Below are 24,225 nucleotides of genomic sequence, written 5' to 3' on the forward strand. Positions count from 1 at the left end.
GTTGATCAGTTGGATTTGGTGGACGGCAGCTTGGAGACCAGGCGCAGGGACACGGTCAGGCCTTCAAGCTGGTAGTGCGGGCGCAGGAAGAACTTGGCGCCGTAGTAGCCGGGGTTGCCTTCGATTTCTTCGACGACCACTTCAGCGCCAGCCAGCGGCTTGCGCGCCTTGTCGGCATCAGTGGCAGTGGCCGGGTTGTGTTCCACGTAACGGCCGATCCAGTTGTTGAGCCACACCTGCATGTCCTCGCGTTCTTTGAACGAGCCGATCTTGTCGCGCACGATGCACTTCAAGTAATGGGCGAAACGGCAGGTGGCAAACAGGTACGGCAGGCGCGCGGCCAGGTTGGCGTTGGCGGTAGCGTCCGGGTCGTCGTATTCGGCCGGTTTGTGCATCGATTGCGCGCCGATAAACGCGGCCAGGTCGCTGTTCTTTTTGTGCACCAGCGGCATGAAACCGTTCTTCGCCAGTTCCGCTTCGCGGCGGTCGCTGATGGCGATTTCGGTCGGGCAGGTCATGTCGACACCGCCGTCATCGGTCGGGAAGGTGTGCACTGGCAGCCCTTCCACCACACCGCCGGATTCGATGCCGCGAATCTGCGAGCACCAGCCGTAGTGTTTGAACGAACGGTTGATGTTCACCGCCATGGCGTACGCGGCGTTGGCCCAGGTGAAATCCTTGGCGCCGGCGGCGTCGGTGGTTTCTTCGAAGTCGAATTCTTCCACCGGGTTGGTCTTGGCGCCGTAAGGGGCACGGGACAGGAAGCGCGGCATGGCCAGGCCCACGTAGCGCGAGTCTTCACTGGCGCGGAAGCTGCGCCAGGCGGCGTGCTCAGGGGTCTGGAAGATCTTGGTCAGGTCGCGCGGGTTCGCCAGTTCCTGCCACGACTCCATCAGCATCACGCTCGGGTCGGCGGCGGTGATCAGCGGGCAGTGCGCCGCAGCGCTGACGCGGGCCATCTGGGTCAGCAGTTCCACATCCGGGGCGCTGTTGTTGAAGTAGTAATCCGCGACGAATGCGCCGTAGGGCTCGCCGCCGAACTGACCGTATTCTTCTTCATAGAGCTTCTTGAAGATCGGGCTCTGGTCCCAGGCCACACCCTTGAACTTGCGCAATGTCTTGTGCACTTCATTCTTGGAAATGTTCATCACGCGGATTTTCAGGGTCTCGTCGGTCTCGGTGTTATTGACCAGGTAATGCAGACCGCGCCAGGCGCTTTCCACGCCCTGGAATTCCTCGTGGTGCAGGATGTGGTTGACCTGCTCGGTGAGCTTTTGGTCAAGCGCCGCGATCAGGCCTTCGATGGTGCCGAGCACGTCGTTGGGCATCAGGTTGGTGCCGTGCAACGCCTGTTCAGCCAGGGTGCGCACCGCCGTTTCTACCGCCTCTTTGGCCTTGTCGGTCTTGGGTTTGAACTCTTTTTGCAGCAGGCTGGCGAAGTCGCCGGCGTCGAAATCCGTGGCGGGGGCAAGCTGCCCTGGCTGTTCAGATTGGGTCGTGGACATGACGGTATCCTCAAAATTTGGGCAAAGCGTCCCCGTACCGGGGCAAACGAGGCGCCGGCGAAGGCAGCGGTTATTCAGTTATTCAGTGGGCTTGGGCGCACTGCTCAAGGCTTGCATCACAGTCGGATCGGCCAGCAGCTTGGCCAGCAATTCCTCGGCGCCGACCTTGCCGTCCATGTAGGTCAGCAGGTTGGACAATTGGCTGCGTGCGATGAGCAGCTGGTTGAGGCTCGGCACCTTGCTGGCGATGGCGGCCGGGGTGAAGTCGTCCATCGATTGAAAGGTGATTTCCACCGGCAGGTTGCCTTCACCGGTCAGGGTGTTGGGCACTTGGAACGCCACGCGCGGTTTCATCGATTTGAGGCGCTCGTCGAAGTTGTCGATATCGACTTCCAGGAACTTGCGCTCGGCCACCGGCGGCAACGGCTCTGCGGGTTTGCCGGAGAGGTCCGAGAACACGCCCATGACGAAGGGCAATTGCACGGTTTTTTCCGCGCCGTAGATTTCTACGTCGTATTCGATCTGCACGCGTGGCGCCCGGTTGCGAGCGATGAACTTCTGACTGCTTTCTTTGGCCACAGGAAAAGCTCCAGTGAGTGGGGTTGATACAAAAAGGGTCAGGTGTCGCTGTTGCGAATACCGCTGACCAGCGCCAGTTGCGCGAGACCGTCGGGAGCAAGGTCTTGCAGCAATTCCATGAAATTCTTGTCGATCAGGCTCTTCGCCCGTTGCAGCAGAAACGGCACCGGGCTTGCGGGTTCGTGTGTCTGGAAATAGGTGCAGAGGCGGTCGATGGTCTGACGCGCGTCTTCGCGGTTGTTGATTTCGCCGCGCGGCGCTTGCGGAACAGTGACAGCGGCAACGCTGGCCACGGAAACCGCGACGGGCGCCGCCTCTGCCGGCGCCTCACCCGGCAAGCGCCGGCGAATCACGTCGCCGGCGCGGCGCAGCAAGGTGGCCAGGCCGCTCAGGTCAATGGCGCGGCCCACGCCGACCTTCTCGGTCAACAGCTGTTCGATGCTCACACTGAGCGCCAAGGCCCGTGCCAGCGCGGCTTCGGTGGCGACTAGCTCAAGCGGATCGGCTTCAACAAATGCGCCTTCGATCATCGCCAGACTGACGTTTTCGCCGTCCCCGCTTCTCTCGCCATTCGCCACTTCAACCTGCCGCAGGCTGACTGACCCCACGCTGCGCGCACTGATCAGCGGCGTATCCAGCACGTCACGCAGCAAACCGGTGGGCTCACAGAGGAACGCCAGGATATTGATGCGCAGCAGCGGGTCGTTATCGTCGTCAGGGTCGAGCTGCGGGTGCAAGCCGTCCCAGCAGTTTTCCAACAAGGCCTGAACCAGTTCAAGACCGGCGGCCAGGCCGGCAATACCGTTTAAATTGAGTTGGGCGCGGGTCAGCCAGATCGCCAGGCGCAGGTCACGGCTGCGCTCCAGCATCGGCTGTGCAAGGACCATCACCCGCTTCCAGTTTGGCTCGATGGCCTGGGTGATGGTGTCGCCGTACTGCACCTCGGGCTTGCCGAGGGCCTCTTCTTCCAGCTCAAGAAACTGGGGGTCGTACTCAAAATTCTGGCCGCACGCGTCAGCCTCGCCCAAAGGCTGGGCCAGCGCGGTGAAATCCAGTGGTTGAGCTTCGGTGGGCAGGCCCATCGTACTTCCCTCGTTCAAGTTGTTCTGGGAATAGAACAAGCGAGGGAAACGATTTATTCCGCGCGGTGGGAAAATTTCTTAATGGGCGCTTTCTTCTTCGACGCGTCGCCGATGGGATTCGGCATAGGCGGCTTCCCGCGCCATCAACAAGGGGTCATCCGAAGGCCCGATGCCGTCCGGCAACTCGAGCGGGTTGAAGTCCACGTCGCGGCACGGCCCTTCTATCTGCGATTGCTGGCTGTCGATGACCAGCGTGCCGGCATCAATCTGCCTGCGCCCTTGCGGCCAACGCAGAGTGGCGTCGGTGGTCACATCGCCAGCGTCGGCCAGGGTGATGATCAAGTGCCAGCGCACGGGCCCCTGCTCGAGCTGCTTGGCGAGGCCATAGGCGAGAAAGTCCGGGTCGCGGGACTGGCCGGTTGTCATGGGCTTGTAAGGTGTTTCAGGCACCATGCTCCAGCGCACGAAGTGCACGTGGCCTTGAGCGTCGGTCATGCGGAAAGCATTGACGCTGTAGAACGTGGAGTTATCAAACCCGGAGGCTTCGGGGTGCTCTGCGAGCCAGGTTTCAAACGCGCGTATTTCGGGATGGGTATTTTTAAACGCCTGCATTTTTTGCGGGTCGGGGCCGCTGCCGCCATATTCGGGCATCGACGCACGCAACTGCTCGTACAAGCCTTCGGGCGTATTGACCGGGAACACCGGCACGGAATTCATCGCCATGTACCAGGTTTCGCCGTCGTCATCGGCCAGGCGCAGGGCCATGCTGCGAATCATGCCGTGTACGTCGGCCTGGGACGGGTCGCCACCGGCGGCGGACAACCGACCGATCAACGGCACGCTGCCACGCTGTAACAGGGACGCGCGAGAAATCTCTACAGCATTACCGTTGCTTTCAAAGTGGCCGCTGATGCACTGGCCCTTGGCGTGGTTACGACGAAACCCGGGATGCGCTCCACCTGACACCGCTTCCATTTCATCGACGATTTGCGTGGCCGTCGGCGAAGGCGAATAAAAGGACGGCAACAGCCAGGCACCGATGCCTGTGATCACCACAGCAGCGACGGCAAGAGACAAGAAATGACGTTTTTTCAGCGAGAAGGTTGTTTTCATCAAGCCATCTGGGATCAAGGCATTGGAAACCAATGCCCGACCCCGGCAATGTTATCTCTGGATAGCGGCGATCCACATCGGTGCAGGTACACCCGCAAACAACTGGGCAGCACTTCGATCGGCGACAAGTCGGGCAACGGCGTTAAGGTCTACACCTTCGGGCTCGCCGATAAGGGCGTAGCCCAGTTCAGACTGACGCCACGTTACTACGTTCATCTGCGCGACGCTCTGTTGTGCGATGGACTGGTCCGGCTTGGGCTCTTTCATTACGCACAAGGCAACCGGCGCACCGTTGGCCGGCAGGTACACCAACTGGATCAACGCCTTGTTGTTGAAACGCAGGCGTTGCACGCGCTTGAAGGTCAGGCCGGCGGAACTCAGGTCGGGAACGCGCAGGGCCAGGCCGTCGATCTGGCGGATATCAGCGAGGGTCTGGGTCACCGCCTCCGGCGGCTGAGCACCGTAGGCCACGGTTTCACGGGTGTAAAGATGCTGGTAGGCGGCGGCTTGTTGCACCCAGGGAGAGGTTTGGGCAACGGCCGGCGCAGCCGTATCGAAACCTGGCTTGAGAGCACCGCTAAATGCACCCACTTGAAGCACGAGGGCGTAACACGCTGCACCGGCAACGAACGTCAATGCAGGCCATGCAAATTTAGGTTGGAAGAACGCGAACAGGCGCGAGAAAACGCTGTCTGCTTTATCGGCAGAGTTCACTCCGCTCGTCGGAACAGTCTGTTGAGCCGGTCGGGCAGCCGAATGCTGCGCTGCCAGGGCCGCGATACTGAGCTTCAGGCTCTCGGGCACCGGTGGCAGATTCTGACGGGCAAACGCTTCCTCATAAGGCAGGCAGGAAGCCATCAACCGGGAGACTCGCTGAGCCAGGTCGGGCGAGGCGTCTATGAGCCGCTCAAGCTCTTGGTTCTGTTGCGACGAAAGCTCGCCGTCAACATAGGCCATTAGCAAGGCATCATCCGCTACCATGGGGTTATCTCTCCGTTTGTATTCATCAATTATTGCAGTGTGATTTCCGGCTTTGTGAGCCGAACTGACCGGTCAGCGGGTAGCGACAAGCCATCATATTGATATCATCTTTAACGTTGCAACAGGTCAAAAAAACTTTAAAGCAACCAACGGATACTCAGTGACACGTGCAAATACTCTAAGAAAACACCCTGGAATCGAAAATATTCCCAGGGCCGAATAAATCTTATATGTTTCACTATGTGTAGGGGTAATTTTCCTGACACGATTGTCAGAATGATTGGCCTACTACCTGCATAAGCTGTCAATAACCTTTCAAATTCGACCGAAATTGATACACTTTGTTAGCGTCTTGATACAATTCACCGTCACCAAAGGAGCCTCAGCACCGCAATAAGGACGCCGCGACACAGGCATCCGCTACGGTATCGACCTCGTAGCCTGACCGCACCATTTTAGGCATCAAGAAATAAAAAGAGGAAATATGTCGATCACCGGTGCTGACTTACCCGCACTGCTTCCAGAACTGCTGCCACGCCTGTGGGCATTCGCGTTGCGCATTTCCGGCGACAAGCACGATGCCGAAGACCTGGTTCAGCTCGCCTGCGTGCGCGCACTGGAACGCTCCCATCAGTTGCAGCCCGACACCTCGGTGCTGAGCTGGATGTTTTCGATTGTCCATTCCACCTGGATCAACGAACTGCGTTCACGCAAAGTGCGCAGCCGCTCGCGCATGGACTGGAATGACGAATTTCTGGAAACCGTCAGTGACCCCGAGGCGCCCAACCCGGAGTCCGATCTGATGCACCGGCAGATTATCGAAGCGGTGGAGAAACTCCCCGATGGCCAGCGCGAAGTCATGCTGCTGGTGGGTGTAGAGCGCTTCAGCTACAAGGAAGCCGCCGAAATGCTCGACTTGCCGATCGGCACGGTCATGAGCCGGCTGTCCCGTGCGCGTCAGGCGATCGGCGCGCTTTTTGATTCGCCGAAAAGCAAACCTTTGCGCGCTCGGTCGTAACCTTTTTCAACCGCCTCCACCGCTCTAAACCGGCGTCCTGAACGGGACCACCCGAAGGACTACGCCACCCCTCCTCCGTCACCGCGAAACGCACTGGGGCTTACCCCCGTCCAGCGTTTGAAAGCCCGCCGAAAACTGCGCACATCGCTATAGCCCACCTCTTCGGTGATGCGCTCGATAGACAACCCCGAGTTACCCAGCAACCCCATGGTCCGTGCGCGCCGAACCTGTTCCAGCAGCGCTTCGAACGTCAGGCCGTGCTCGGTCAGACGCCTGCGCAGGGTGCGCCCGCTCATGTTCAAGTCACCCGCGACCTTCTCCAGCTGGCTACCCTGCAAGTCCCGCGAAATCGCGCGTTCCACTGCCTGGATCAGATCCATTTTCTTGTGCAACTGAGCGCTCTCCAGCTCCAGCAAATCCAGCGCCTGACGCAGCGCCAACGGGTGATGGTTGGGCAAACGAGTGTCCAGCCAGTGCGGCGCCAACACCATGCGATTGTGCCGGCAGCCAAAACGCACATCGGTGCCAAACAGGCGTTGATACTCGGTGACATACGATGGCGCCGCGTGCACGAACTCGACTCGCTGCGGCATAAAATCCGCCCCCACCAGCGCACGGCCATACACCATAAGGCTGGCGAAGAATTCCTCGGCGGCGAACACCTGCACATCCGCATAAGGCAGCAGGCATTCAACGTCCACGTACACTTCCTGCGCGCTTTCATGGGTGCGCGTGGTAGCGATGCCGCCAGAGGTGTGCTGATGCCGCTCGCCAATGGCAAACGCATCGCGCAGGGTTTTACACAGTGAAATGACATGGCCGAGCAGGCCCAGGGTGCCCAGCACGTTTTGATGGCCCACGCACAAACCCAGCCCCTGATCGGGCAACGCTTGCAGTGCACGCTGGATCATCGCCACGGCCTGGCGGTAAGAGATACGTTGGGCCGGATCATCCAGGTCCACCAGGGTAAATCCCAGACCACGGCACAGGGCTTGGGCACTGGCGCCCTTTTGCGCCACCACCTGCCCGAGGGTTTGCAGCAGGAACGGCGACACCAGCGCCAGCTCGAATTGCGGGTCAACGGCTTTCCTTTGCATGTGTCACGGGTTCCTGACTGAGTACTTCAGTTCTTGTTTTAGAAACATTCTGACAATCATAGGCGCTTGCAAGAGCCGCTGCACCCTGAGTGAAACCTGTCCGGCAAAGTCCCCCTATCTGTCCTCCAAAACCCTGCCCCGCTGCGCCCTGAGGGCTTATTTCTAGGGTCAGCAGTGCCCTAACAATAATAACGAGGCCAGACATGAACCCCACCCGTGCACTTCACCCGCTGCAACTCGCGTTGTTGAGCCTGATCAGCCTGTCGGCGCTGGCAACCGAGGGCGGCGTCGACAACATCGGCCCCGGCACCGACGGTTTCTACATCCTGCCCCTGGATGTCAACAACCTGCCGGACCACATGTTCGCCTTCAACCTGTATTACAACCATTACGAAGCCCGCAAGCTGAACATCAGTTCGCTGGGCGGCAAGGTCCCGGACGTGCGCATCAAATCCGACGCGATCATCCCGCGCCTGGATTACCTCAGCCCCGTTCGCATTTTCGGCGGGCGATTGGGCGGTTACGTTGCCCAGCCCTACCTCAAGCAACAGGTCTCGTTGTTCGGCCTGTCGGACACGCGTGAAAGCATGGGCGACACCACCCTGGCGCCGATCATTCTGTGGGACATGGGCCCGAAGCTGACCCTGGCGGCTGCCGTTGAAGTCACCCTGCCCACCGGCGAATACGACGCCACACGTCTGGCCAATACCAGCAACAATTTCTACACCTACAAGCCGCTGGTTTCAGCGACCTGGATGCCAAATGAGCGCACTGAGTTGTCAATCAAGACCACCTACAGCTTCAACGAAGAAAACCACGACACCGACTACCGCTCCGGGCAGATTTTTCACTTCGATTATTCGGCCAGCTACAAAGTGACCGACAACCTGAGCCTGGGGGTCAACGGCTACTACCTCAAGCAAACCACCGACGATAAGCAGTACGGGCGCACCGTGGTGAACATCTATGGCGAAGACGTGAATGACGGCGTACGCGGGCAGGTGTTTGCGATTGGGCCGGCGGTGTACTTCACCTTTCTCAAGTACGCCAGCGCTGAAGTGCGTTGGGCCAAGGAGTTTGATGTGAAGAACCGCCCTGAAGGTGACATGTTGTGGGCCAAGCTCACCATTCCATTCGCCCTGTAAACCCGGTTGAAACAGTGGGAGCTGGCTTGCCAGCTCCTACATTGGACCGAGACAGTCAGTTGTTGATCGTTCCCACGCTCTGCGTGGGAATGCCGCCCTGGACGCTCCGCGTCCCGAAATCGGCGGGTAGTCAAGGTCCGGCGCCAGGTGACGCAGAGCGTCACAGGATGCATTCCCACGCAGAGCGTGGGAACGATCGACAGTTAGTTGTTGTAGACGGGCCAGGTTTCGACGATTTTGCCACCGCGAACGGCCAGCAAATCCCCAAACTGCAGCAACACAAACTCGCTCTGGGTCGGCCGTAAAAACACCTGATCTTCAATGTTCAAACCCACCGCCGACGAGCCGTTGACCATCTCCTGGTTGGAACTGCGCCCGTACAGGTCATTGCTCTGCAGCCCCCGGGGTGACTCGAATTCCGCCATCCAGTTACCCCCATAAATAAAGAACGTCTCCCGCTGGTTCGGGTCCCACCACGAGAACACCCGCGACGTGCCATCCAGCGCCGGAATATTCACCGGCCCGGTACTTTTCAACACCGGCGTGGCAATAAATGCCGCCGGCACATGCTCACTCAACGACGGCAAATCATAGTGCGTAGGCTTGAGCAGCGCCGTACCCACCGACACCTCCGTGCTGAGCTTTTCCTGCTCATGAATGCGATAGCTCGGGCTCCCCGCCGTGTTCAGCGTCAACCCCTCCCGCCACAACCGGCCAAACTGCTGCCGGGTGAAATCCACACAGCCGTTGTAACGCACCATCACTTGATCAAACAGCGCCTGCGGCGAACCGAGAATGCCCGGCACGCCCATGCCCACAAACGGGTCATAGCCCATAAACCCGGCAAACTCCAAATGCTGCGGGTTGGCACCTATCAACGTGAGCATCTGCCCCAGCACCACGTTATCGCTGACGCCGCCGCGATGCAGCCCCACGTCCAGTTCGATATTGACGCGCAACCGCGTCCCCAACCCCTGGGCCAACGCCAGGTACTGTTGCAACCGCTCAGGTGTGTCCAGCAACCATTGCAACTGCCGCGAAGGGTCGAACGCGCCTTTATGCGTCTGATAAAACAGCTCGGCGGACCGCACCGGCAACGGCTTGCCGATCAAAATATCGGCCTGGGGAAACACCTGCGCATCGTGATTCAGAAACGGCTGATGAAACGACATCAACCGCTGCGTTCCCGCCCGCTTGGCGATATACGCGAGCAACCCCGGTGACGGCAGCGACTTCTCGACCAGCCGCAACTGTTTGCCGCCGCGCCTCACTGACTGGTTCACCACGTCGATATTGTGATCCAGCCGGTCCAGGTCAATCAGCATCACCGGGCGCATCGGCCCGTGGGCTTTGAGCTCGGCATTGAGGGTGCGGAAATACTCGGTGTAGGGGCTGCCGCGATCACTCGGGCGCAGCAGCCAGGCACCCGCGGCCAACACCGCGCCGGTGCCCAATACAAAATGTCGGCGATTCATCAGGCCACTCCCAGGATGGATGACAGGTGCGCGTTGAGGAATTTGCCGCTCGGGTCGAGCTCGCGACGCACCCGGGTAAATTCCTCCCAGCGCGGGTACAGCGGCTGCAACGTGCGCGCATTCAGGGTGTGCAATTTGCCCCAGTGCGGGCGCCCGGCGTACTTCCAGAAAATCGGCTCCACAGCGGCGAAGAAGTTGTGATGGTCCATCGCGTAGTGCTGGTGCACCGAGATCGAACAGCTGTCGCGCCCTTCAAACATGCTCAGAGGAATGTTATCGGCCTTGACGTAGCGGTACTCGATGGGAAACCAGGTGCGCAGGTCCTTGTCGGTAATCAGCTTGAGAATTTCACGCAGGCACGCCGGGCCGTGTTCGGCGGGCACTGAGTACTCCATCTCGTTGAAGCGCACATTGCGCACGTTGGCGTAGACCTGAAACGACTCAGCCACACGGTCTTCGAAACTGGCGAAAAAACGCAGGCTATTGAGCAAGGTGCGCCGGGTATCCGGGAAATCGCTGGCGTACTTGTCGAGCTTCTCGATGATCGTCACGAACTCATTGCCGCCCGCCTCGGCCGGGTCCACCGGCGGCGTCTCGGGGTCAGTGGTTTCGTTGAGGGCGATGGACAGCGCATAGTCGGAATGGGTGACAACCAGCATTTCCCAGTGCTGGTTCTCCCGGGTGTTCTTGTCGACGTCTTCCAGCAGTTCTTCGGTCTTGGCGATCCACTGGCGTTCGCGCAGGCGATAAGGCGCGCGGTTCTGCGAGCGTATGCGCGTAGCCACGCCCAGCGCCCCAAGGGACACGCGCGCGGCGCTGAAGATCTCCGGGTGACGTGAGGCGTCGCAGTCCAGCACCTCGCCTTGGGCCGTGACCAATTGCAGCCCGGTTACGCAGCCCGAATACGAGGTAAACCCCACGCCGGTGCCATGGGTGGAGGTGGAAATCGCGCCGGCCAAGGTTTGGTAATCGATGTCTGCCATGTTTGGCAGCGCCTGTCCCACTGCCTTGAGCGCCGGCCCCATGCGTGACATCGGCGTACCCGCGGCGAAGGTGGCTTGCAAGGTTGCGGGATCGTGGTCCAGCAGGCCGTTGAAGTAGCTCAACGACAGCAAGGTGCCGTCAGTCGGCACCAACGCGCTGAACGAATGGGCCGAGCCGACAGGACGGACCTGCCCCGGCGCCTGGCGTATCACCTGAACCAGCTCATCCAGATCCTTGGGTGCCAGGCGTGCCAGCGGCAGGCACGTTTGCGCCCCCGACCAGTTGCGCCACGGGATCAGCCGCGGCGCGCGCACCAGTTGGGCCAGCACCGGGTGACTCGTCACCGCCAAAAAGGCCCCGGCCACGCTCGAACGTTGCAAGAGTTGCCGCCGTGAAAGCGCCATTCACCACCTCTCTTCTTCTTATTATTGGAGTTCAACACCGGCCATAAAGCTGATCAGCGCCAGGAACTGCTCTTCGGAACACTGCATGCACAGCCCCATGGGCGGCATGCCGTTGTAGCCGTTGATGCTGTGATCCAGCAGGGTGTCGGCGCCTCTGGCGACACGCGGGCTCCAGGCCGCACGGTCGCCTCTCAGCGGCGCGCCGGATGCCGGGTTGGCGTGGCACAGCTTGCAACTGGTGTCGTACACCCGGGCAAGCGCAGGGTCAGCGGGCAAGGCCGCCGTCACGCGTTCGGAGGGTGGTTTTGGGGAGTTGTCACAGGCCGTGAGCAGGCCCGTGATCACGAGAAACAGCAGGATGCGGCGCATGGCCACCCTCTCTTTTTATAGTGTGGAACCTGAGTTCCACACTAAGACAGGGGCTACGCGGCGTTGAGGGTTTTGGGGGACACAAAGGGGGCTTGGGCGGACACTCAGGCCCTGACGAGTTGCTCCAGCGCGTCACGCAATGTCGGATGGGTCGGCAGGCGAATGCCGAAGGTGGCTTGCAGCAAAGTCGCCAGCTCATCAGCGCTCTCGATTGCGCGCTTTTCACTGGGTCGGTCCAGGCAGTGCATCGCGTAGTGGGCACCATTCAAGGTGTGCCGTTTACCCGGTGCCAACAAGGCTGCTTTCAACTGGCCCACAAAAGGCGAAGCCGGGTGCGTGGACACGTACCAGTTACCGATTTCGTAGTCGATATCCGCCTGCGGCTGCAAGTCGAACACATAAAGGCCACGCCATTCCTCGCCGACCTGGGCCCAAAGGGTGTAAGTGCCTTCATTGAAGGTCAGCCGATAAGGCTCATGCGCCGTGGGCTGGGTCGCATCGGTGTCCAGCTGCAACGGGCTGCTCGGCACCATGCCGCCAAAGCCTACATCAGTGATATAGCGCACGCCGTCCAGAGTCACCAGGCTCAGCCGATGGGTGCGTCCGGTGCGCACGTCCGGCGGCCCGCCCATCACCACCCAGCCCGTGAGGCCGCGGGCATCGAAGCCCAGCTCCTGCAACAAGGTCAGGAACAGGTGATTCAGCTCAAAACAGTAGCCGCCGCGCCCGTCGAGCAGCACCTTTTGCTCAATGCTTGGCAAGTCGACGGGCACAGGCTGGTGCAGCAAGGTCGACAGGCTTTCAAATGCGAAGGTGCACACATGGCGCAACTGCAGTTCCTGCAAGGTTTGCAGGGTCGGCGCTGGCGGCGAGTCGTAGCCCAGGCGCTGCAGGTACAACTGGCGGTGGGTCAGAGAGGGCATGGCGCGATCCTTGAGCGCGGGACAGAGGCATCACTATGCCGCGCTTGCCGGGGATTTGTCATTTGGAATGAACCTTTTAGAGCGCCCGCCTATCCATCTATAACAAGACAGGGAGGCGACATGAGTACCGCAAAAATCTACACCATTAACTACCAATTGCATGGTCAACCCAAAACGTTTGTGGTGCGTGCCGAAGTGATGAACAACGCCGAGGCCTGGCATTGGGCGGCCGTTGATGCCGACATTGCCCACGTGAGCCGCATCGGCCGCGTCGGTCATGAGCAGGTAAAGAAAACCACCCGGCCCTGGGCGGAAAAGTTCGGCATTACCGACGTCACCTGGATTGCACCCAAATAAACAAAGCCCCGCACAACGGCGGGGCTCAGGTTCATCCCTTCAAGTCGCCCAACGGATCGTAGGGCGGCTTTTTTTTCGCTTCATCCTTGTCTTTTTTGTCCAGTGGCGCGATAGCCGGGCCGATCGGATCGACCTGCGGGTCGGCCACATCGGGCGAATCCGGGTCAAAGCCCAGCTCATCCCGGGTGCTGCCATGCTCGCCTGAACGCGGGCCTTGCGGGGGATTACTCACGGCGTTCTCCTCGCTCACAACGGGCGGGCTTTATCGTGAAGGTTTTCCAGGTCGTCCTCGACCCGTTCCACATCGTTGTCGTGACGCTCCGCCGGGTCGTTGGGGCGTAACGCATCGTTGTCACGCTCCTCTTCGCCGGGTGTGCGGTCAGGGTCCGGGGTGCCGGGCGGCGGCTGTTTGTATTCACTCATGACGAATCACCTCAGTGGGTCTACACCGATTTAGAGAAACCGCCGTGAGCCATCGTTCAACTTGATTGCGCCAAGCATGCGAAGATGCCACCCCGCCCACTCTGAGACCTGACCCGGATGTTCGAGCTCAAACCCTGCGACCCCGTCACCTTTCGCCAACAGACCCGGCGCAGCACCGTCATCCTGGCCGTGCTGTTCGTGGCCCTGGCCATGTCTCTTTCAGGCCTGGCGGTGATGCTGTTCGGCGAACCTGGCGGCGACAACTTGCGCTTCAATGCCGGTGGCGTGTTTGCCGGGGTGTTGATCACTTTCGCGCTGGTACGCGGCCCGTTCTGGACCCAGCCGTGGTTTGCCCCAGCGGTGTATGGCTGGCAGCTCAAGCGCAGCCTGATGAGCGTGACCAATGTGATGCACAAGGTCACCGAGCGCGTGCAGGCCAACGACCCGACGGCCATCAAGCTGCTGCGCTTTTATCATTTGGGGCTCACGCAAATGCACGCGCTGGACGCCAACTCCAGCGCACAGGCGCAACTGGTCGGCGAGATCGAGGCGCACAAGCAGAAGATGCAAGTGCTGGGGATCGACACCGAGCAAACCCGGCTCGACCCCGCATGGCTCGAAAGCCTAAAAAGCGCTTAAGCCAGCACGCCGATGCGCTGCTCTTCCGGCCAGAACAGCGCCGCCTGCCCGCACGGCTGGCCCGCGTCATCGAGCAAGGTCCAGACCACACCGGCGTAGATCATGAACGGCTGATCCTGCGCATCCACCCGCCAGCCGCTGTAGCCGTCGGCAATGCCATTGGCGGTGACCTGCTCCAGCAGCACCTGGCGTGCGGCGCGGTCGAGTTCCGAGGCGCTGAAGCGTGAGGGCATGCCGATAAACCGGTCGCGCGAGTATTTGAAGCAGCGCAGCGCGCAGTCATTCACGTAGGTAAAACGCGGGTCGGCCGCGCCATCATGGGCCAACAGACTGTAGGGCGCCTGGCTGTGCAGCCACGCCAGGCGCTGTGGCGGGTCAAGGTGTTCAGGGGCCGGCAGTCCCTGGCCGGTCCAGTGTCGATACGACTGATCGAGCAGGTGTACGAAGTTTTCTTGAAGGGACACAAACGACCTCATATCCATCAGTGGGAAACCTTTGCGCGCCAGCAGAACACGGCGCTCACGGCAATGGCCGCGCCGGCCACGCCAAATACCCAGGGCGCCGAGGCGACCGGCAGCAACAAACCCGCCAGCAACGGCCCAAGACCCGCACCGACATCGCGCCACACGGAATTGGAGGCCAGCGCCGATACGCGCATCGAGCCGGGGTTGCGCTCGGCCACCAAGGTGGTCACCAGCGGCAGTTGCAGCGCGCGCAGCACCAGCACCGCCGCCGCGCCGGCAATCACCCAGTAACTGCCAAATGCAGTCAGGGCCAGGGCGCTCATAAACGAAAACAGCAGCAGCATCGAAGTGGCGCCAAAATGCTGCGCCGCGCGGCCACCCAACGGGCTCAGCAGCATTTCCGAGGCGTAGCGCAGGGCCATCAGGCCACCGGCGATCAGCACCGCGTCGCCGCCGAGGATCTTCTGCGCCTGGATCGACAGACCAAAGATAAACAGACCGTCCAGTGCCACACCTTCGATAAACGACCAGGTGGCGACGCTGTCGGGCCATTTGAAGCGGCGCCCCGTGCTGTGCAAATCATGGCCGGTTCTGGGCAAACCCTGCGCCGCCCACACGCCCAGCAGGCAGCAGCAGGCGAGAATCATGAAGATCACGCGTGGCCCCGCCCATAACGTCAGCCAGCCACCCAGCGGCAACGCGAGCATGGGCCCGAGGGCGATCACCGCCCGCGAGCGCCCCGCCCGGCGCGCCGACCCGGCGGGCTCGGCGGTTGCCAGCACTTGGGTGGACAGGTTCAACGCGGCAAAACACAGGCCCCAGATCAGGCGTAGCACAAGCAGCGCGGCGAAACCCGAGAGCATTGAGTTGCCCAAGGCACACACCGAGGCGGCAGCGGCGGCGATCATGCAGCTCAGCCGGTCGCCGTTGCGCGCGTAGAAGTTCAGCACATGCCGGTAACCGAAAATCCGCACCAGGCGGTTGGCGGCCAGCAACACCCCGGCCTGGGCCAGGGTGATGCCGAAGGCCTGGGACTCCATCGGCAGCAAAAGGTAGAGCAACACGTCACTGGGCAGGCATAAAGCGAGGGTCAGCGCGGCGCGGCGGGAAGAGACATCAGCAGTGCGTTGGGCCAGGCTGGACATAAATCTGAAACATCCCGAAATACTCAGGTCGCCACGGTAGCCTTCCCGAACAGTGTTTTACAACGCGCAATCACGCCTTTTTGTCATAGGGCAACAGGCGCAACCCGCTGGCCACGGCGCCCACCAGTGCGAACCCGCAACCCAGCCACAGCGCGTACTGTGGGCCGCTGCCCAGGGACAGGTGGAAACAGAACGCGACCAACGACGCCCCGAGCGTCTGCCCCAGCAAACGCGAAATCGCCACGATGCCACTCGCCCCGCCACTGCGGGCCAGCGGTGCACTGGTCATGATGGCCTTGAGATTGGGCGACTGAAAGAAACCAAACCCCGCACCGCACAGCGCCATGCGCCAACCGATATCAAAGGCCGAGGCGCCACTGCCCAGGCTTGCCAGCGCGGCCATGCCCACACTGAGCATCAACAGCCCGATGCCGCACAGCAGGCCCAGCGACACCCGATCCGCCAGGCGCCCCGCCACCAGCGCCATCACCGCCACGACCGCCGGCCACGGTGTCATTAAAAATCCGGTTTCCACCTGGCTGTGCCCCAGCACTGCCTGCAACAAAAACGGCAACGACACAAAGGCCAGGCCCTGGGCGCTGAACGCGCAGATAGCCGTGAGGGACGACAAGGCAAACACCGGGCGCTTGAACAGGTCCACCGCCAACATCGGTGCCGGGTGCCCGGCCTCACGACGCAGCAACAAGGCACCGCACACCAGCGCGACGGCAATCAACCCCAGCGTCAACGCACCTTGAGCACCGTGTACCGCCGTGCCCAACCCCAACACAAGAGAGGCAAACAAGCCGGCACACAACAGCGCGGCAAGGCGGTCAAACGCGTGCCCGGTCAACGGCAGTACCGGCAATGACCGCAGGCCCAGGCCGAGCGCCAACAACCCCAACGGCACGTTGATCAGGTACAGCCAATGCCAGGTCGCCACCGACAGAATCGCCGACGCCGCGGTCGGCCCGAGGGTAAACGCCAGCCCTACCACCAACGAGTTATAGCCCAGGCCCCGCCCCAGCATTTTCGACGGGTAGATATGCCGCAACAGCGCCGTGTTGACGCTCATCAACGCCGCCGCGCCAAGCCCTTGCGCCACCCGCGCCGCCGTCAGGGTCAACAGTGACCCGGCCAGCCCACAGAACAGCGAGGAGACAATAAACAGCAGCAACCCGCCCAGATACACCCGGCGGTGCCCCAATACATCACTCAAGGACGCAAACGGCAGCACCGTGGCAATAATCGCCAGCTGGTAGGCATTGACCACCCAGATCACCGAGGCCGAATCGGTGCCGATGCCTTCGGCCAGCGTCGGCAGCGCCGTGTTGACAATGGCGGTGTCCAGGGTTGCCATGCCGATCCCCAGCGACAGGGCGATCACCGCCGGCAAGCGTTTATTGGAGGGCAACCCATCGGCGACAGAAGACATGAACAATCCACGCAGGTAACAAAGGCCCCTAGAGTACGGGCAGACGGGATTTTTTTCAGTTGCCTATTGCCCTGCTGTCAATATTTTCATCTTTGCTCAAAACTTTTGGTGGCTGACTTCCTGTGGTGAGCAGGTTTTTGTGGCGCGCGGGCTTCTGTGGCGAGCGGGCTTGCCCCGCGTTGGGCTGCGAAGCGGCCCCAGAAATCCGTCAGAGAGACCGAGGTGGCAGGACTGGGAGCGCTGCGCACTCCAACGCGGGGCAAGCCCGCTCACCACAGGAAGCCCACACACCACAGGAAAATCTCAGGTGCCCACAATCAATTCACTGCCCAGCCACCCGGCCAGGAATTCACCCGCCTGCATCACCCCGGCCTCTTCCCCCAGCCGCGCCACGAGAAACTCGCACAACCCGGCAAAACTGCCGTCTGCCTGCACCTGCAACAGGGCCTCAAGTTCCAGCGCATCCACCTGCCGCAAGCGCGAAGTAAACTGGCGCCGCCACACCAGCAAACCGCCCGGCTCTTCCAGCATGAGCGCATCGGGCGCCTCCGTTTGCTGCCAGAGCGCCGACCAGATGGCGTCGGCATTGGTGGTCAGCGCATGACAGCGCAGCGACGGCGCCAACTGCAACACCGCCGTGTCCCAGTCCAGTTCGGTCAACGCGGCCAGCGTCAGTGGCGTGGCATCGGCGGCGACAAAGGCGTCATTCAGAGCCAGTTCGATCCAGGCCAATTCATGCACGTCGGGGTTGTGGGGGAACAGCGTTTTCAAGGTGAGGTGAAAACCTTCGGGATAGGCATCCAGCGTCCAGCCGTGCGGCGGCTGCCGATCAATATGGGTAATACTCGCCGCCTGAAACGCCTCGTCTCCTACCCACCGACGCAGGTTGGGAAAAGCATCCTCCAGGCACCCCACCAGTTGTGCCCGGTAGTTGTTCTGGTACACCGCCAGGCCCGCGTGATGATTGCCCAGGCGTTGTGCGCAGTCATCCGAAGCGTTCACCAGCCAGCTGCAAAACGTGCGCTGCCACTCGGCCAGGTTCATCGTCTGGCTCCCAGCGTCCGCGCCATCGAAAGCTCCTGAAGCAGCTCGGCCAACGGCGGAATCTCATCGTCGCGCTCGATCATGGTCGCCACCGGACCGAGCCTGGCGCGGGCTTTGGCGTACAGTTCCCAAACCCCGTCACACACCGGGCTGTCGTGGCTGTCGATCAGCAAATCACGGCCTTGGCTATGACCGGCGAGGTGAATCTGTCGCACACGCTCGGCAGGCAGACCGTCCAGAAACGCCAGGGCATCGAAGCCATGGTTGCTGGCACTGACAAACACATTGTTGACGTCCAGCAACAATTCACAGCCGGTGCGTTCGGCCATCGCGGCGATAAATTCCCACTCGCTCATCGTTGCGCCGTCGAAGGCCAGGTAGCTGGAGGGGTTTTCAAACAGCATCGTGCGCCCCAGCACGTCCTGGGCTTGATGAATATGGCGACACACAAGGTTCAGCGCCTCCTCGGTGTAGGGCAAGGGCAGCAAGTCGTGGGCGTTGAAACGACCGCTGCGCGACCAGCTCAGGTGGTCGGAAACAAACAGCGGCTCAACCTCATCCACCAGCGACTTGAGGCGCCGCAGGTAATCCGCATCCAGCCCTTCGGCGGTGCCGATGGACAGGGACACCCCATGCAGCGCCACCGGATAACGCTCACGCACCTGGCGCAAGATGTGCCGGGGCTGGCCGCCTTCGACCATAAAGTTTTCGGAAATCACTTCGACGAAATCCACGGGCACCGAGGTCTCCAGGAAGTCGCAATAATGTTCCTTGCGCAGCCCCAGGCCGTAGCCTGAAAAGTGAGGGTTGGCTGGCACCATGACGGCTCTCCGCAAAAAAAGATGGCGGGCGTGGAAGGCGCCCGCCGGGTAGGTTACTTCGGTTCAGTCAACGTGCCGCCAGCCTTGAGGCATTCAGACGGCGTCTTGACGATCACGCCTTCGCCCTTGCAGCTGTTGAGGCCCTTGCAGTCGCTTTTGGCGGTGGCGCACAGGCTGGTGCCCTTGCACGTGTTGACGCCGTAGCAGCGGCCGGGTTTTTCCTGTTGGTCGCCCGCGCTGGCGGCACCGGCGAATGACGCCGAGGCGAGGGCAACCAGTGCGGCAGCGGCGGCAAGGCTCAAGCGGGATTTGAATGCAGTGTTCATGGGTATTTCTCCGGATTGGGGGGGTGTTACTGGATGACGGATGCCGCGTCTTCGATGACCTTCGCCACAGCCTCGGGCTGGGAGATGTACACCGAATGGCTGGCCTTGATTTCGGTGACCGTGGAACCGGCGCGCTTGTACATCCAGCGCTGCAGCTCGGGGCTCAGTGCGCGGTCTTCGGTGGACACCACGGCGTAGGTCGGCTTTTTATGCCAGGCCGCCGCCCACACCGTGCCGCCGAACAACGCCGTGGTGGCCGGCACTTGGGAGGCGGCCATGAAGTCGCTGCGGTTGGTGGTCAGGTCGGCGGCAAAGTCCGCGTTGAATCTGGCCCGGTCGAAAAACAGGTGGCCGTCGCGGCTGGGCTTGATGTCATCGCTGGGCACCGGCATGGAGCCAATCAACTGGGCCATGTTTTCGCCCACTTCCGGCTGCAGCGCCGCCACGTAGACCAGCGACTTGACCTTGTCACGGTCACCGGCAATCGAGATCACCGCGCCGCCTGAACTGTGGCCCACCAGCACCACCGGGCCGACTTGCTGCTCGAGCACTTCACGTGCCTCGGCCACGTCGGCGGCGAGGTTTTCGTGGCCCTGGTGCACCACGGTGACCTTGTAGCCTTTGTGAATCAGGATGTCGTGCACCACACGCCAGCCGGAGCCATCGACAAATGAACCGGGCACGATCACCACACTTTTACCGGTGCCGGGCTGCGCCGCATCGGCCGCATGAGCCAGCATCGGAACGGTCAGGGCCATGGCAATGGCCAGGGAAGAAAGCATGCGCATCAGGAAGTCTCCATCAAGGACGTAAAGGTTTGGAAAACAGCACGCGATCCAGCGACCACGCCCCGCCGCCGACTGCCAGCAACGGCAGCAACAGGCCCGCCCAAGTCAGGTGCACCGGCCAGGCGTCGGGGTACACAAACACCTCGATCACCAGGGTCATGCCCAACAGCGCAGCGGCGGCCGGGCGGGTCAGCAGGCCCAGCACCAGCAGCAGCGGAAACACGTGCTCGGCATACGTCGCCAGGTGCGCGGCCCACTCCGACGGAATCAGCGGCAAGGCGTACTCCGAACGGAACAGCGTGTAGGTGGAGGGTTTCAGGTCCAGAAAACCGCTGACCTTGGTGCGCCCCGAGAGAAAGAACACCGACGCGATGCCCAGGCGCGCCACCAGCAACAGCAGCGCCTCGGGCAGCAGGCGCCGGATCACGGCTGCTCCGTCAGGCTGCCGTAGCCTTTGGGCGTCTTGATCCCGGTGCAGGTGCCTTTGTCCACCAGCACCCAGGCGTTGCCCTGGTAATCGGCAGTGGCGGTACCGGCGCACGAAGTCCCTTTACCGGCGGCGCAGTCGTTGGCGCCGGCCAGGGACACGCCGAAGCATTTTTCCTGGGGCTTGGCGTCATCGGCATGGACCACCGCCGCGAAGGCGCTGAGGGACAGGGCAAGGGTGGCGGCAAGTGCCGCATAAGAGCGCTTCATCGGTGAATCTCCTGGCTTGACTGAGTGTGGCCAGGGCGCGTGGAGCGGTGAGTAACCGCCTGCGCCGGCTGGTGAACAGAGTTAAAGCCAGCCGTGTATCCGCTTTGTGTCGCAAACACGACAGAACGTCATGCAGGTGTATCAGGCTGGTGCGGGGACACATTGCGATACACAGCCAATAAAACCGCGCCAAACCACCGCCGTTTTATTCGGCATCCCGAACGACACAATTGGAATTATTCGCCTTTCCGAACGATCGTTCTGAAAAGCCTTCAACGACCACAAAAATCACCATAAATTTCATGCGGTTGTTGTCATCTTCGTTACATGCCAACTGGCATACATTCTGCTTTATCCATGTTTCTGGTAATAAAATGTTTCAGCTTTGAGACAGTCTCATTCACTGAAACAAGATCCGTGACACGCCTATAAAAACGACATGCCCCAAAGGAGGGCAGCTTTTGCGACGCTTCCGTCGACATCAACTTTCCAAGACTGCTGCTGCACATCTGCACCCAAAAGGGCGAATGGCCTGATCGCCAATAACAAGCCCGACTATAAAAAGGACGAATTGATGAGCTCGAGCAAGCCCCACGCAGTGTCCTATATGGACGCAGACCACCCGGCCCCGGCGTCCACAGAAAACGCCATCGGCTTCGGCCCCTTTCTGTTACTGGCACGCCAGCATGTGTTGTTGCGCAACGGCGAGCCCGTCACCCTGGGTAGTCGCGCTCTGTATTTGTTGATCGCACTGGCCAGCCGTGCCGGTGAATTGCTGGAGAAATCCGAACTGATCTCCTTCGCCTGGCCCAAGGTGGTGGTGGAGGAATGCAACCTGCGGGCGCAGATCGTCGCCCTGCGTCGGGCCTTGGGCGACGATGGCAACTTCAGCTATATCGTCACCGTGCCGGGCCGGGGCTATCGTTTTGTGGCGCCGGTTACCGTGCAGGTGGCCGGCGAAGAGCCGTTGCCGGTGCCCACTGCCAAAGTGGAAGAGCCGAGCCTTCCGGCGCCTGCCGGTGAAGTGATCGGCCGTGGGACGTTGATCGACAACCTTGCCGGTCAGGTCATCAGCCAGCGGTTCGTGACCATCACCGGCCCCGGCGGCATCGGCAAGACTACCGTCGCCATGGCCGTGGCCCATCACTTGGCCAATGAATTCAACCTGGACACCTGCTTCGTCGACCTCGCCCCCGCCACCGGCGGGCAATGGGTGGCCGGCATGCTCGCCAGCGCGCTGGGCATCCAGACCATCAGCGAAGACCCGTTGCACAGCATTGCCGCAACCCTCGCCGAGCGTCGCCTGCTGCTGGTGCTCGACAACTGCGAACACGTGCTGCCCGCCACCGCCGAAGTCGCCGAAACCCTGCTGCGCAGCGCGCCCCACTGTTGCGTGCTGACCACCAGCCGTGAACCCTTGCGGGCCGATGGCGAACGCGTGCACGACCTGGCCCCGCTGCAGGTGCCCGACGAACACGCCGTGCTCAGTGCCTGCGAAGCCCTGGCCTGGTCCGGCGTGCGTCTGTTTGTGGAACGCGTGCGCGCCCTCGACCCCGACTTTGTATTCAAAGACGCCGATGTAGCGGCGGTCAGCGCCATCTGCCGCAAGCTCGACAGCAACGCGCTGGCCATCGAAATTGCCGCCGCGCGGGTGCGCACCTTTGGCATTCAAGACCTGGTCGGCCTGCTCGACGGCAGCTTTCGCCTGCAAATGACCGGCCGCCGCACCGCCCTCGCCCGCCATCGTTCCCTTAGTGCGACGCTGGACTGGACCTATTCCATGCTCAGCGACGACGAGCAAGCGATGCTGCGCCAACTGGCGGTATTCACCGGCTCTTTCACCCTCGACGCCGTCAAGGCGATGACCGCCAGCAGCACCCTCGACCCGCGCAACGCCTTGCCCTTGCTCGAAAGCCTGATGGACAAATCGCTGCTGATTGCCGGTGAGTCGCAGTTGCTCAAGCGCTACCGCCTATTGGAAACCACCCGCGCCTACGCCCTGGAAAAATTGGTTGAGTACGGTGAATCGAACTCCACCGCGCAGCGCCACGCACACTACGCACTCGGCGTGTTGCAGGAAGCCGGCCAGACCCTGGACGGTTTGTCTCCGGACACCTGGATCGCCCTCTACGGCCCCGAGAGCAATACCATTCGTTCGGCCCTGGAATGGGCTTACTCGCCCAATGGCAACCTGGCCCTGGGCATTGAACTGACGCTGGGCGGCGTACCGTTGTGGTTACGTCTGTCGCTGGTCAGCGAGTGCCGTACCTGGGTCGACAAAGGCCTGGCGAGCGACGCCGTCGCCCCCTTGCCGATGCGCCAGCGCATGCTGCTGCAGACGGCCCTGGCCAGTGTGCTGATGCTCACCTACGGCACCGGTGGCCCGATGCGCGAAGCCTGGCGCCAGGTGCGCGAAGACGCCCGCGACCTCGGCGATGCCGAACACAAATTGCGCGCGCTATGGGGCCTGTGGACCGACCGCGTCGGTTGCAACCAATACACCGAAGCCCTGGAACTGGCCGAGCGTTACATCGCCCTGAACGACAGCGGCAACCAGCAATTGCTCGGTAAACGCATGCGTGCCGTGGCGCTGTTCCATATGGGTGACCTGGCCGGCGCACGGCAGAATATCGACGAAGCCCTCGGCTCACCGTCGGCGCCGCGCTCGCACATCATCGACGTGCATTTCGACCAACGCATCGCCGCGCGCAGCCTCAAGGCCAAGGTGCAACTGCTGGAAGGTGACGTCGACCCGGCGCTGCGCCTGATCGGCAACTGCGTCGACGAGGCCATCTCGCTCGATCACCCGGCGACCCTCTGGTACACCCTCTGCATGGGCGCCATTCCCCTCGCGTTACTCGCCTCGAACCTGCCGAAAGCGCGCCACTACCTGGGCCTGCTGCAAGACAGCACCACGCGCCAGGATCTGCATATCTGGCGGCAATTTCGCCTGTGCTTTGAAAGTATCCTGCTGATCCGCCAAGGCTCACCGGAGGAAGGCGTGCCGCAGCTGGGTGAGGCGCTGCATCAACTGCAGGGTCAGGGCGACAGCCAGCTCTACAGCATGCTGCGCTGTGAATACGCGCTGGGGCTGGCGCGCCTGGGCCTGGAAAAACTTGCGCTGGAAGTGTTGGAAGACACTTTGCAATTGGCGCTTGGCCGGCATGAGCGCTGGTTTGTGCCGCAGATGTTGCGAATCAAGGCGCAGCTGACGTTGCGTCAGGGGCTCTATGGCTCGGTGGAGAAGGCCAAGGTGTTGTTGCGTCAGGCGTGGGTGGATGCGCAATTGGCGGGGGCGCACTTTTGGCGGGCGCAGATTGCGACGGATTTGGCGCGGTTGCAGGAGCCCAAGTTGCGGATTGCTTCGTTGCCGCGGTTTCAGCATCGCTGAGTGTATATCCGGTATTTGGGT

Annotated in this window: 26 protein-coding genes; 5 read left to right on the forward strand and 21 right to left on the reverse strand. The window is 61.5% G+C overall.

Translation table 11 applies throughout. The features are described 5' to 3' along the window. Positions 1 to 5: 5 nt before the first annotated feature. From tssC to BFW87_RS30025, 5 genes are all read right to left on the reverse strand, one after another. The gene (gene tssC, locus BFW87_RS30005) at positions 6 to 1,505 is read right to left on the reverse strand and encodes a type VI secretion system contractile sheath large subunit (protein WP_078743333.1); all 1,500 of its coding nucleotides are present in this window, start codon (positions 1,503 to 1,505) and stop codon (positions 6 to 8) included. Between the two features lie 78 nt (positions 1,506 to 1,583). Continuing rightward, complete coding sequence (tssB, locus tag BFW87_RS30010) at positions 1,584 to 2,084, reverse strand: type VI secretion system contractile sheath small subunit (RefSeq protein ID WP_078743334.1); 501 nt, start codon at positions 2,082 to 2,084, stop codon at positions 1,584 to 1,586. Positions 2,085 to 2,122: 38 nt separating this feature from the next. Then, on the reverse strand, positions 2,123 to 3,166 hold the full coding sequence (gene tssA, locus BFW87_RS30015) for a type VI secretion system protein TssA (protein WP_078743335.1): 1,044 nt from the start codon (positions 3,164 to 3,166) through the stop codon (positions 2,123 to 2,125). Positions 3,167 to 3,244: 78 nt separating this feature from the next. Continuing rightward, on the reverse strand, positions 3,245 to 4,279 hold the full coding sequence (locus BFW87_RS30020) for a catalase family peroxidase (RefSeq protein WP_078743336.1): 1,035 nt from the start codon (positions 4,277 to 4,279) through the stop codon (positions 3,245 to 3,247). Between the two features lie 51 nt (positions 4,280 to 4,330). Further along, the gene (locus tag BFW87_RS30025; protein ID WP_254865975.1) at positions 4,331 to 5,260 is read right to left on the reverse strand and encodes an anti-sigma factor family protein; all 930 of its coding nucleotides are present in this window, start codon (positions 5,258 to 5,260) and stop codon (positions 4,331 to 4,333) included. A 484-nt stretch (positions 5,261 to 5,744) separates the two neighbouring features. Here BFW87_RS30025 and BFW87_RS30030 point away from each other — a divergent pair, with 484 nt between their 5' ends. Next, positions 5,745 to 6,278: an RNA polymerase sigma factor gene (locus tag BFW87_RS30030; RefSeq protein ID WP_078743337.1), complete on the forward strand. Its 534-nt coding sequence runs from the start codon at positions 5,745 to 5,747 to the stop codon at positions 6,276 to 6,278. Positions 6,279 to 6,337: 59 nt separating this feature from the next. On the opposite strand, the gene BFW87_RS30035 is transcribed toward BFW87_RS30030, so the two are convergent. Continuing rightward, positions 6,338 to 7,375, reverse strand: coding sequence for an AraC family transcriptional regulator (locus BFW87_RS30035; protein WP_078743338.1), 1,038 nt, complete (start codon positions 7,373 to 7,375; stop codon positions 6,338 to 6,340). A 203-nt stretch (positions 7,376 to 7,578) separates the two neighbouring features. On the opposite strand from BFW87_RS30035, the gene BFW87_RS30040 reads away from it, so the two are divergent. Beyond that, complete coding sequence (locus BFW87_RS30040) at positions 7,579 to 8,520, forward strand: SphA family protein (RefSeq protein ID WP_078743339.1); 942 nt, start codon at positions 7,579 to 7,581, stop codon at positions 8,518 to 8,520. 203 nt (positions 8,521 to 8,723) lie between these two features. Here BFW87_RS30040 and BFW87_RS30050 read toward each other — a convergent pair whose 3' ends face one another. The 4 genes from BFW87_RS30050 to BFW87_RS30065 all read right to left on the reverse strand — a co-directional run bounded on the left by BFW87_RS30050 (position 8,724) and on the right by BFW87_RS30065 (position 12,675). Then, positions 8,724 to 9,935 (reverse strand): DSD1 family PLP-dependent enzyme, encoded by a 1,212-nt coding sequence (locus BFW87_RS30050; RefSeq protein WP_176159848.1) that lies wholly within the window; start codon positions 9,933 to 9,935, stop codon positions 8,724 to 8,726. Positions 9,936 to 9,994: 59 nt separating this feature from the next. After that, the gene (locus BFW87_RS30055; protein ID WP_078743341.1) at positions 9,995 to 11,383 is read right to left on the reverse strand and encodes a D-arabinono-1,4-lactone oxidase; all 1,389 of its coding nucleotides are present in this window, start codon (positions 11,381 to 11,383) and stop codon (positions 9,995 to 9,997) included. A 21-nt stretch (positions 11,384 to 11,404) separates the two neighbouring features. After that, positions 11,405 to 11,752 (reverse strand): c-type cytochrome, encoded by a 348-nt coding sequence (locus BFW87_RS30060; protein WP_078743342.1) that lies wholly within the window; start codon positions 11,750 to 11,752, stop codon positions 11,405 to 11,407. Between the two features lie 104 nt (positions 11,753 to 11,856). Next, the gene (locus tag BFW87_RS30065; protein ID WP_078743343.1) at positions 11,857 to 12,675 is read right to left on the reverse strand and encodes an arylamine N-acetyltransferase family protein; all 819 of its coding nucleotides are present in this window, start codon (positions 12,673 to 12,675) and stop codon (positions 11,857 to 11,859) included. Between the two features lie 120 nt (positions 12,676 to 12,795). Between BFW87_RS30065 and BFW87_RS30070 the strand changes: the two genes are divergently transcribed. Continuing rightward, a complete protein-coding gene (locus BFW87_RS30070; protein WP_078743344.1) occupies positions 12,796 to 13,032 on the forward strand; it encodes a DUF6555 family protein in 237 nt (78 codons plus the stop codon). A 31-nt stretch (positions 13,033 to 13,063) separates the two neighbouring features. Here BFW87_RS30070 and BFW87_RS30075 read toward each other — a convergent pair whose 3' ends face one another. Next, complete coding sequence (locus BFW87_RS30075; RefSeq protein ID WP_078743356.1) at positions 13,064 to 13,264, reverse strand: DUF6021 family protein; 201 nt, start codon at positions 13,262 to 13,264, stop codon at positions 13,064 to 13,066. A gap of 14 nt (positions 13,265 to 13,278) precedes the next feature. Then, positions 13,279 to 13,455: a hypothetical protein gene (locus BFW87_RS32110; RefSeq protein ID WP_176159846.1), complete on the reverse strand. Its 177-nt coding sequence runs from the start codon at positions 13,453 to 13,455 to the stop codon at positions 13,279 to 13,281. Positions 13,456 to 13,572: 117 nt separating this feature from the next. Between BFW87_RS32110 and BFW87_RS30080 the strand changes: the two genes are divergently transcribed. Continuing rightward, positions 13,573 to 14,094 (forward strand): DUF3087 domain-containing protein, encoded by a 522-nt coding sequence (locus BFW87_RS30080; protein WP_078743345.1) that lies wholly within the window; start codon positions 13,573 to 13,575, stop codon positions 14,092 to 14,094. On the opposite strand, the gene BFW87_RS30085 is transcribed toward BFW87_RS30080, so the two are convergent. The 9 genes from BFW87_RS30085 to BFW87_RS30125 form a co-directional block, all read right to left on the reverse strand. Further along, a complete protein-coding gene (locus BFW87_RS30085; protein WP_139372533.1) occupies positions 14,091 to 14,531 on the reverse strand; it encodes an MEKHLA domain-containing protein in 441 nt (146 codons plus the stop codon). The two genes, BFW87_RS30080 and BFW87_RS30085, sit on opposite strands and share 4 nt — an antisense overlap. A 44-nt stretch (positions 14,532 to 14,575) precedes the next feature. Further along, on the reverse strand, positions 14,576 to 15,703 hold the full coding sequence (locus BFW87_RS30090) for an MFS transporter (RefSeq protein ID WP_078743346.1): 1,128 nt from the start codon (positions 15,701 to 15,703) through the stop codon (positions 14,576 to 14,578). Between the two features lie 70 nt (positions 15,704 to 15,773). Then, positions 15,774 to 17,138, reverse strand: coding sequence for an MFS transporter (locus BFW87_RS30095; protein ID WP_078743347.1), 1,365 nt, complete (start codon positions 17,136 to 17,138; stop codon positions 15,774 to 15,776). 303 nt (positions 17,139 to 17,441) lie between these two features. Then, positions 17,442 to 18,182 (reverse strand): HvfC/BufC N-terminal domain-containing protein, encoded by a 741-nt coding sequence (locus BFW87_RS30100; protein WP_078743348.1) that lies wholly within the window; start codon positions 18,180 to 18,182, stop codon positions 17,442 to 17,444. Continuing rightward, on the reverse strand, positions 18,179 to 19,003 hold the full coding sequence (gene bufB, locus BFW87_RS30105) for an MNIO family bufferin maturase (RefSeq protein WP_078743349.1): 825 nt from the start codon (positions 19,001 to 19,003) through the stop codon (positions 18,179 to 18,181). The genes BFW87_RS30100 and bufB overlap by 4 nt, the downstream gene beginning before the upstream one ends. Positions 19,004 to 19,056: 53 nt before the next feature. After that, entirely contained in the window at positions 19,057 to 19,329 is a 273-nt protein-coding gene (gene bufA2, locus BFW87_RS30110; RefSeq protein WP_078743350.1) for a BufA2 family periplasmic bufferin-type metallophore, read from the reverse strand. Between the two features lie 26 nt (positions 19,330 to 19,355). Beyond that, positions 19,356 to 20,117 (reverse strand): alpha/beta fold hydrolase, encoded by a 762-nt coding sequence (locus tag BFW87_RS30115; protein ID WP_078743351.1) that lies wholly within the window; start codon positions 20,115 to 20,117, stop codon positions 19,356 to 19,358. Positions 20,118 to 20,130: 13 nt separating this feature from the next. Next, the gene (locus tag BFW87_RS30120) at positions 20,131 to 20,544 is read right to left on the reverse strand and encodes a DoxX family protein (protein ID WP_078743352.1); all 414 of its coding nucleotides are present in this window, start codon (positions 20,542 to 20,544) and stop codon (positions 20,131 to 20,133) included. Then, complete coding sequence (locus BFW87_RS30125) at positions 20,541 to 20,813, reverse strand: BufA1 family periplasmic bufferin-type metallophore (protein WP_078743353.1); 273 nt, start codon at positions 20,811 to 20,813, stop codon at positions 20,541 to 20,543. Before BFW87_RS30125 ends, BFW87_RS30120 begins: the two co-directional genes overlap by 4 nt. Positions 20,814 to 21,387: 574 nt before the next feature. On the opposite strand from BFW87_RS30125, the gene BFW87_RS30135 reads away from it, so the two are divergent. Further along, a complete protein-coding gene (locus BFW87_RS30135) occupies positions 21,388 to 24,204 on the forward strand; it encodes an ATP-binding protein (protein ID WP_176159847.1) in 2,817 nt (938 codons plus the stop codon). The last annotated feature ends 21 nt before the right edge of the window (positions 24,205 to 24,225 follow it).

The organism is Pseudomonas fluorescens, assembly GCF_002022275.1.
Lineage (GTDB): Bacteria > Pseudomonadota > Gammaproteobacteria > Pseudomonadales > Pseudomonadaceae > Aquipseudomonas > Aquipseudomonas fluorescens_AJ.

What these genes read in the sequence shown, in the direction of transcription:
- BFW87_RS32110 (WP_176159846.1), bottom strand. Translation starts at nt 13,455, where the DNA reads ATGAGTGAATACAAACAGCCGCCGCCCGGCACCCCGGACCCTGACCGC.
- BFW87_RS30065 (WP_078743343.1), bottom strand. Translation starts at nt 12,675, where the DNA reads ATGCCCTCTCTGACCCACCGCCAGTTGTACCTGCAGCGCCTGGGCTAC.
- BFW87_RS30030 (WP_078743337.1), top strand. Translation starts at nt 5,745, where the DNA reads ATGTCGATCACCGGTGCTGACTTACCCGCACTGCTTCCAGAACTGCTG.
- BFW87_RS30080 (WP_078743345.1), top strand. Translation starts at nt 13,573, where the DNA reads ATGTTCGAGCTCAAACCCTGCGACCCCGTCACCTTTCGCCAACAGACC.
- BFW87_RS30055 (WP_078743341.1), bottom strand. Translation starts at nt 11,383, where the DNA reads ATGGCGCTTTCACGGCGGCAACTCTTGCAACGTTCGAGCGTGGCCGGG.
- bufA2 (WP_078743350.1), bottom strand. Translation starts at nt 19,329, where the DNA reads ATGAACACTGCATTCAAATCCCGCTTGAGCCTTGCCGCCGCTGCCGCA.
- BFW87_RS30060 (WP_078743342.1), bottom strand. Translation starts at nt 11,752, where the DNA reads ATGCGCCGCATCCTGCTGTTTCTCGTGATCACGGGCCTGCTCACGGCC.
- BFW87_RS30135 (WP_176159847.1), top strand. Translation starts at nt 21,388, where the DNA reads ATGAGCTCGAGCAAGCCCCACGCAGTGTCCTATATGGACGCAGACCAC.
- BFW87_RS30025 (WP_254865975.1), bottom strand. Translation starts at nt 5,260, where the DNA reads ATGGTAGCGGATGATGCCTTGCTAATGGCCTATGTTGACGGCGAGCTT.
- bufB (WP_078743349.1), bottom strand. Translation starts at nt 19,003, where the DNA reads ATGGTGCCAGCCAACCCTCACTTTTCAGGCTACGGCCTGGGGCTGCGC.
- BFW87_RS30095 (WP_078743347.1), bottom strand. Translation starts at nt 17,138, where the DNA reads ATGTCTTCTGTCGCCGATGGGTTGCCCTCCAATAAACGCTTGCCGGCG.
- tssC (WP_078743333.1), bottom strand. Translation starts at nt 1,505, where the DNA reads ATGTCCACGACCCAATCTGAACAGCCAGGGCAGCTTGCCCCCGCCACG.
- tssA (WP_078743335.1), bottom strand. Translation starts at nt 3,166, where the DNA reads ATGGGCCTGCCCACCGAAGCTCAACCACTGGATTTCACCGCGCTGGCC.
- BFW87_RS30020 (WP_078743336.1), bottom strand. Translation starts at nt 4,279, where the DNA reads ATGAAAACAACCTTCTCGCTGAAAAAACGTCATTTCTTGTCTCTTGCC.
- BFW87_RS30115 (WP_078743351.1), bottom strand. Translation starts at nt 20,117, where the DNA reads ATGCGCATGCTTTCTTCCCTGGCCATTGCCATGGCCCTGACCGTTCCG.
- BFW87_RS30125 (WP_078743353.1), bottom strand. Translation starts at nt 20,813, where the DNA reads ATGAAGCGCTCTTATGCGGCACTTGCCGCCACCCTTGCCCTGTCCCTC.
- BFW87_RS30100 (WP_078743348.1), bottom strand. Translation starts at nt 18,182, where the DNA reads ATGAACCTGGCCGAGTGGCAGCGCACGTTTTGCAGCTGGCTGGTGAAC.
- BFW87_RS30040 (WP_078743339.1), top strand. Translation starts at nt 7,579, where the DNA reads ATGAACCCCACCCGTGCACTTCACCCGCTGCAACTCGCGTTGTTGAGC.
- BFW87_RS30035 (WP_078743338.1), bottom strand. Translation starts at nt 7,375, where the DNA reads ATGCAAAGGAAAGCCGTTGACCCGCAATTCGAGCTGGCGCTGGTGTCG.
- BFW87_RS30070 (WP_078743344.1), top strand. Translation starts at nt 12,796, where the DNA reads ATGAGTACCGCAAAAATCTACACCATTAACTACCAATTGCATGGTCAA.
- BFW87_RS30090 (WP_078743346.1), bottom strand. Translation starts at nt 15,703, where the DNA reads ATGTCCAGCCTGGCCCAACGCACTGCTGATGTCTCTTCCCGCCGCGCC.